Raw genomic sequence first — 6,470 nt, 5'->3', positions numbered from 1 at the left:
AGCCCCATTTACGTATTCGATATCAGTTCGCCCCGAGAGAGCTCGAGGCTTTTACCGATTCCGTACAACACGCTCGAATGTCCGGCGCGGACCCCGCCCCCGAAGCCGCGTGTCGTCGCGGCGAAGGAGAAGGCCAAGGAGGCCGAAGAGAAGAAGGACGAGGCCAAGGAGGCCGAGCGGCCGAAGCCGCTGCCGCGACCGATCGCGAGACCGCCCGAGCAAGAGCGGTGCGCGGCGTATCGGGAGCCAGGCCAGGCGAGGAGACGGAGCCAGACGGGCGCAGGTGCCTGTACGAGGATGCTCGTCAAGCGGCGCGGAGCAGGCCGTCGCGGACAAACAGCCGCCCGCAGCCGAGCCGCGCCCGGTCCAGGAGCCCGAGCCGGCCGAGCCGAGGGAGTTGCCGGCGAGCACGGCGCAAGCGTACGCGGAGGACATCGAGGCCATGCGCCCGATGCTCCTCCGCCATGTCCGTGCGATCGGCGTGGCGAGCGCTCACGCTCCGGACATCGTGCAGGAGACGATCATCACGACGTGGGAAGCCCTGGCCGAAGGGCGCGTCCGCGGCGGGCAGAAGACGCCGCCCGAGGCGTCCCTGCTGGGCTTCATGAAGCAGACGGCGTGGTATCGGGCGCAGAACCTCTCGCGGCGTGCCTCCACGCTGTACGAGGCTCCGGCGTCCTCGCTTCGGGACGTCCCGATCCTCGTGACGGCGGATCCCATGTCGACCATCGAGGCGCGGGACGTGATCGCCCGGGTCGTGGCGTCGAGCCCGAACGTCGCCCGCGTCGTGGAACTGGCCGCCCGCGGGCTCATCGGCGCGGACGCCGCGCGGGCCGCGGGGCAGCCCCGGGCAACGTTCTACGCCCACGAGAAGCGGCTCCGCGCCGCTCTCCGGAAGCTCGGCGCGGCTCCCGCCCCGAAGCAGGCCCTACGCCGCACACAGAAGACCAGGGTGCGGAAGCGCTGAACGGACGAGTGCTGTCGAAGTCACCGACACGCACCCTGCTCTTGCGTACAGGGTCTCTATTGTGACCCCTTTCACACCCACGGAGCTATGGCACGTTGATCAGGGGCGGAATGGACAGGCCCGTCAGCCTGCTGTACGTTTCAAGAGTCACCTTACGCAGGCACAGCCATGTCTACCAATCATAGTCAAGACAAATCCATCCAAGCTCCGAACGTCGAGTTCACCATCCCATCCAAGGACTTGGGAACGCTGTGCAAGATTTTGCAATTAGATGACAGTGTTCGTGAGGATCTGTGGCGAGCGATCGAGGATGCTCCGATCGGCGTTTCTGGGAACGACCTAGAGGCGCGCATCCTCGATGCGACACCGCTTACGCCTGCCGACGCCAAAGACATTGTGACTGTATTGGCACGAATGTACCTAACAAAGGTACATACCGCTGACGTGTCGGCAAGCGACTTCGTTGACGCCGTCATGCACGCAATAACTCGTGACCACACGATCGAATTCACAGGCGAATCACGGGACATTTTACAGCGGGTCCTCTCATTCGATCGAACCATCGGGATTAGTGCAAAAGCCAAAGAGATGGTCGGAGAATACGAGCGCATCCTACAGGACGTCCGTATTCTGACTGATATTCGGCCCATTTTTGATGGGAGTGCAGATGCGGTTCTATCCGCGACGGTAGTTGTACACAACTTGCGTCTACGCTACGTGGACAGCGATGGGGCATCACGAGACTTCATTGTGTCCCTCGATGGTGATGATCTGCGTAGCATCGCAAAATCGATCGAGCGCGCCTCCAAGAAGGAGGCTGAAATCCGGGCCTTTATGGCCAAGTCCGGTATGCCGTGCATTGCCCTAACGAGCAGTCAGTCATGACGATTCATGACCGTACAATGGGGCTTCTGTTTGCTACGCATGGTGGCCCCAAGCACTATTTTGCGCCGGCCAGACTGGTCCATTACGGCGGATTACATCGTCGACAACTCGTCGACATGTCGACTTGGAAAGGCAAGACAACAAAGCAGGAGCACACGAGGGCTGCTACCGATCCCCTGGCCCACATTCGGAAGGCGATAGAAGCCGCTCGTTGCATCCTCGACCTGGAGCCGGATTGGGACGGCGAGGGAAGCGCTGCGTATGATCCCGTTACGTTCAATGCAGCAGTCGACTTCTTGGCAGCCCAAGCGGGCCAAGCCTTGGCGGCCAAGGTCACCATTCCTGCGCCAGATATAGCTCCGGGCCCCAACGGCAGCATCGACCTGGTGTGGCAAGAGCCTAAGTATCGATTGCTAATCAATGTGCCGCACGGCGGCCGACCAATAGGCTATTGGGGTCGGAATAGCGTGGTTGAGATCAAGGGGCAGATCCACGAGCCATCCGTCGATCACAAGGAGCTGTTTCTGTGGCTGATGAAGACGTTGTAGCGTTCGCGCCTACGCCTACCATAGCCGAAGAGCCACGTGCGGTTCCAATACCGTTGCCCACGTCAGACGACGGGCACATTGCCGTGGAGATCGTGCCTAACGAAGCACGGCTATTGATGCGCGTCCACAAGATGTGGATCAACGGACGTGGACAACTGCTGCCTGGAGTGTTCAAACAACGTGGCACTGGCATGTCGACGGACTGGGATAAGTACTCGACTCCATCGGAAACGCGGGATAGAGGTCGAAAGCCCGACGAAAATGGCGTCGTTAGTCTACCGGCGGGTGGCGTAAGACAACATCCTCGTCTCAGGGTTGTGCATACGCCTTTCAATACCACTCCACCGCATCCACGACATGTCGACGTTCTCGGCCTCGGCGATAAGGACGAACTGGAAGCGCGTATGCACCTCCTCGACATTGCTCAATGGGAAATTAAGTTGGCGATGTAGCTTCCCCACGAGACCATAGTCACAGTCAAGTTTCCTCTGGGAACAGCAACAACTGTCGCGCCTTCGGACGCCACGCGAACAGGTCAAGCTGCGTTCCCGGTGGCGGTAGCGCCTCACGTGGAGCCTCCCCCGTCCCGACTCTCGCCGGGGGCGCAGCGGGCGGCGTAGGAGCACGCGGCGCGTCGCTGGGCTTGCCCTTCCCGCCGGGCAGGGCGCGGAGCCATCCCTTGCCGTTCGGCAGCTCGCGGGCGGCGCCCTGCTTCTCCCCGGGGGCCGGGACGGGCGGCGCGAGCTTCTTCGGCTCCGGGGGCGCGCACGGCTCCGCGGCAAGAGCGCGCTCGACAAGCTCCTGCACGGACCAGACGTGATCCGTGATGCCCGCCTCCATGGCCGGCGTCACGCGTAGAGACTCGTGGACGCGGCAGAAATTGTACCAGGCGACGTGCAGGCTCACGGCGGCGCGGTGGTTCTCGATCTTCTTCGAGAAGCCGTTGCAGAGGCGCGTGAAGCGCCGGACGTGCATCCGGACCGTGAGGTTCGCGCGCTCGACGTGCGAGGTGCTGGCCCGATCGAGGTTCGGCGCGCCGTGCGCCGTCTTCTTCGTGATGAACGGATCCCGCGGGGGCTCATAGCGGTGGTCATGCCGCTGGCCGTCCGCGCGCCCCTTCTTCGTGTAGTTCTTCTGGATCACGGCGTGATCCGCCGCGCCGCCGAAGCTCTGCCCGACGGCCACGGGGTAGCTCTGCCACCCGTCCGTGGACAACTCCGGGATCGTCACGAGCCGCGCGCGGAGATCGGCGATGAACGCTCGCGTGTTCGCCTCGTCCCGCTTCCCCACGTGGTAGCTCACGAGGAGCTTCTTCGTGCGCGACATGGCGAGGTAGGCGTAGGCGTCGCCGAACTCCGCCGGATCCTCCGCGGTCACGCGGGCCTGCTTCTTCTGCACGTAGGACCAGATCTCATCGAGCTGAATCTCGCGGATGTCGAGATCGCGGACCAGGGCGTTGTGCAGGTTGTCGCACCCCTCGCCCATGCGGAGCAGGGTCGAGAGTACCGTCGGAAGCGAGACGTCCGTGAGCCGCGACGTCGCGCGCACGCTCGCGCCCTCTACGAGGTGCCGAACGACGTTCACGCGCTTGTCCAGCGGCAGGACGTTGGCCACGACGAAAGCCCCAGCAAGGGCCGCCACGGGCGCCGCGTCGCGCCCCGTGCGCGTCGTCGGCTCGACCGTTTCAGCGGCTCACTCGATGGGATGAATCTATCACGAATCCTCGGGTTTTCAGTGGATATTCGGTAATGGCCTAGGACATGAAATGTCCTAGGTAGGACCGTTTGCCCGCGGAGATCGGAGTGCCGATCCGCGGGTCAACCGTGCCGGGCGATATGGATGGACGTGCGTTGTCCCGTAGGTATCCTAACGGGGATGAGCAACACACGAGACGCAGACGGTAGGGGTTACGTATTCGTAGGTGGGGCAGGTCCGGACCACTTCCGGCGGTTGTTCGGCTTGCCTACGTCATCTCACCCTCAAACCGAACCTCGATGTCCAGATCCGAAAAATGAGCCCGGGCCCACGCCTGAACTTCCTTCGCATACTCACGCGCCTTCGCTGTTGTCATGACGCGGATTTTGAGAGCCTCCTCCAAGATTGTCGCGCCTGCGACGAGTAGGTCGAAGCGCGTCTCTAGGATGGCGTTGATCGTCTCGGCCTCGCGACCGGGCAGTTGAGCGTCTTCCTTCTTCGTGGCGATCGATACTTTCAGGGGCATGCCGCTCACGGTACCCTCGACAGGGTGCCGGCGTACAAGTTCACGGCGAGAGGTCGTCGGTTCGGAAGTCCCGCGCGTTCGTCGCGCCGAACCGGCTGATCAAGTTTGATCAGGACCCTTCGTCGGCATGCTCGCCGGGCTTGTCGGCAACGGCTGGGCTCTTCGTCGGCATGCTCGCCGGGCTTGTCGACAACGGCCGGGGCTTCGTCGACATGCTCGCCGGGCTTGTCGACAACGGCCGGGGCTTCGTCGACACGGATCGTGGAGGTCTTCGATACGCCGGTCGTTGGTCGAATACGACGCGGGAGCCATCGTCGACGTAGCCACCCCGGACGTCGAGGCGCATCGCCTCGCCGCGCACGGACATTGTGTGTCCGATATTCATGCGGATTCCATTGCGCAGCGCCGCGCTCGGCATGCACAAGGATCGTCAGGAACAACGCGGGCCCGCGCATAGCGCCACGGGGATGGCTTGGTGTGGCCTGCATCCACGGAAGGCACTTCCATGGCCTGGCTTCCCTCGACGCCTCCGATTGGCCGGACGTGCAATGCGTCACGTCGTCATCGCAATCCTCAGGCCATTGGGTTCATCGCCGCGCTCGTCACGCTGTCGCTCGTTTTGTCCGGGTGCGCCTCCTCGCGCGATCCGACGATGGCCCGGATCTTCGAGGCGCCGAACGTCGTCCACGTCTGCGTACGTCCGCCGAACGTCCCGAAAGACAAGCGGATCTGGGGGCTCACCTCCGACGGCACGCCCTTCTTCGGGGTCCGGGAGGTGGATCTCGCGAGGCGCGAAGGCAGCCCCATTTACGTATTCGATATCAGTTCGCCCCGAGAGAGCTCGAGGCTTTTACCGATTCCGTACAACACGCTCGAATGTCCGGCGCGGACCCCGCCCCCGAAGCCGCGTGTCGTCGCGGCGAAGGTCGACGGCAAGAAAAAGGACGAGGCCAAACAGGTCGAGCGGCCGAAGCCGCTGCCGCGACCGATCGCGAGGCCGCCGGAGGAGCAGCGGTGCGCGGCGTATCGGGAGCCGGGCCAGACGCGGAGACGGAGCGGGACGGGCGCGGCGGCCTGTACGAGGATGCTCGTCAAGCGGCGCGCCGCGGAGCAGGCCGTCGCGGACAAACAGCCGCCCGCAGCCGAGCCGCGCCCGGTCCAGGAGCCCGAGCCGGCCGAGCCGAGGGAGTTGCCGGCGAGCACGGCGCAAGCGCACGAGGACTGGGGGCTCAGCCCGGCGGAGACCTCCGCGCTCGCGGAAGACCGAGCCAGGGAGTGCCTCCAGGGGCTTTGCCATGCGCGGCATCCGAACTTCGTTCCGAAGTCCAAGAAGAAGCCCGCTGAGACGCACAACGGGCAATCGTTGTCAACGGGGAGTGGGAGCGGTGGGGGAGCGAGCGCACCGAAACCCGCGGCCAAGCCTGCGCCGAAGACGACGACGGTCAAGACGACGACGAAGCCCGTCTCGCAGCCGAAGGCGCCGACGGCTGCGCCTGCGACGACGCAGCCGCCGGCGACGCAGTCGCCGACCGCTCCGGCCAGTGCTGGGGCCGGGATGAGTGGAGCTCGACCGAGCACCATCGAACCGGGACCCCATGCGGGGAAATCGGTACCCGCGCGCGGACCTCAACGTGACTTTTCCGCCAGAGAGCGCGCACAGATCAACGAAATTGGAGGCGATACCGGATGTCACACGTGTGGTACGACGACCCCCGGCACGAGATCCGGCAATTTTGTCCCAGATCATCAACCTCCCAACAAGCTGAACACCACTGGCAACCCGCAGAAGCTGTATCCACAATGCGTAACATGCAGCAACTCACAAGGCGGCACGTTACGTCATAAGTGA

The 6,470-nt window shown here is 63.9% G+C and carries 6 protein-coding genes; 4 read left to right on the top strand and 2 right to left on the bottom strand.

The genetic code is table 11. From position 1 onward, the window contains the following. Nucleotides 1-283: 283 nt before the first annotated feature. The 3 genes from QHF83_RS31050 (at nucleotide 284) to QHF83_RS31040 (ending at nucleotide 2,400) form a co-directional block, all read left to right on the top strand. On the top strand, nucleotides 284-967 hold the full coding sequence (locus QHF83_RS31050; RefSeq protein WP_282421604.1) for a hypothetical protein: 684 nt from the start codon (nucleotides 284-286) through the stop codon (nucleotides 965-967). Nucleotides 968-1,135: 168 nt separating this feature from the next. After that, nucleotides 1,136-1,852: a hypothetical protein gene (locus tag QHF83_RS31045; RefSeq protein ID WP_282421603.1), complete on the top strand. Its 717-nt coding sequence runs from the start codon at nucleotides 1,136-1,138 to the stop codon at nucleotides 1,850-1,852. Further along, nucleotides 1,849-2,400 (top strand): hypothetical protein, encoded by a 552-nt coding sequence (locus QHF83_RS31040; RefSeq protein WP_282421602.1) that lies wholly within the window; start codon nucleotides 1,849-1,851, stop codon nucleotides 2,398-2,400. The genes QHF83_RS31045 and QHF83_RS31040 overlap by 4 nt, the downstream gene beginning before the upstream one ends. Nucleotides 2,401-2,877: 477 nt before the next feature. Here QHF83_RS31040 and QHF83_RS31035 read toward each other — a convergent pair whose 3' ends face one another. Then, nucleotides 2,878-4,014: an IS1 family transposase gene (locus QHF83_RS31035; protein WP_348980484.1), complete on the bottom strand. Its 1,137-nt coding sequence runs from the start codon at nucleotides 4,012-4,014 to the stop codon at nucleotides 2,878-2,880. Nucleotides 4,015-4,363: 349 nt separating this feature from the next. Beyond that, nucleotides 4,364-4,621 carry a hypothetical protein gene (locus QHF83_RS31030; protein ID WP_282421601.1) on the bottom strand — a complete coding sequence of 86 codons (258 nt, stop codon included), beginning with the start codon at nucleotides 4,619-4,621 and terminating at the stop codon, nucleotides 4,364-4,366. A gap of 505 nt (nucleotides 4,622-5,126) precedes the next feature. Here QHF83_RS31030 and QHF83_RS31025 point away from each other — a divergent pair. After that, nucleotides 5,127-6,470, top strand: coding sequence for a hypothetical protein (locus QHF83_RS31025; protein WP_282421600.1), 1,344 nt, complete (start codon nucleotides 5,127-5,129; stop codon nucleotides 6,468-6,470).

This window comes from Polyangium sp. 15x6, assembly GCF_029960785.1.
In the GTDB taxonomy this organism is placed as follows: Bacteria; Myxococcota_A; Polyangia; order Polyangiales; family Polyangiaceae; genus Polyangium.
The sequence above is the reverse complement of the archived record's forward strand: the minus strand, read 5'-3'. Positions and strand labels throughout refer to the sequence as shown.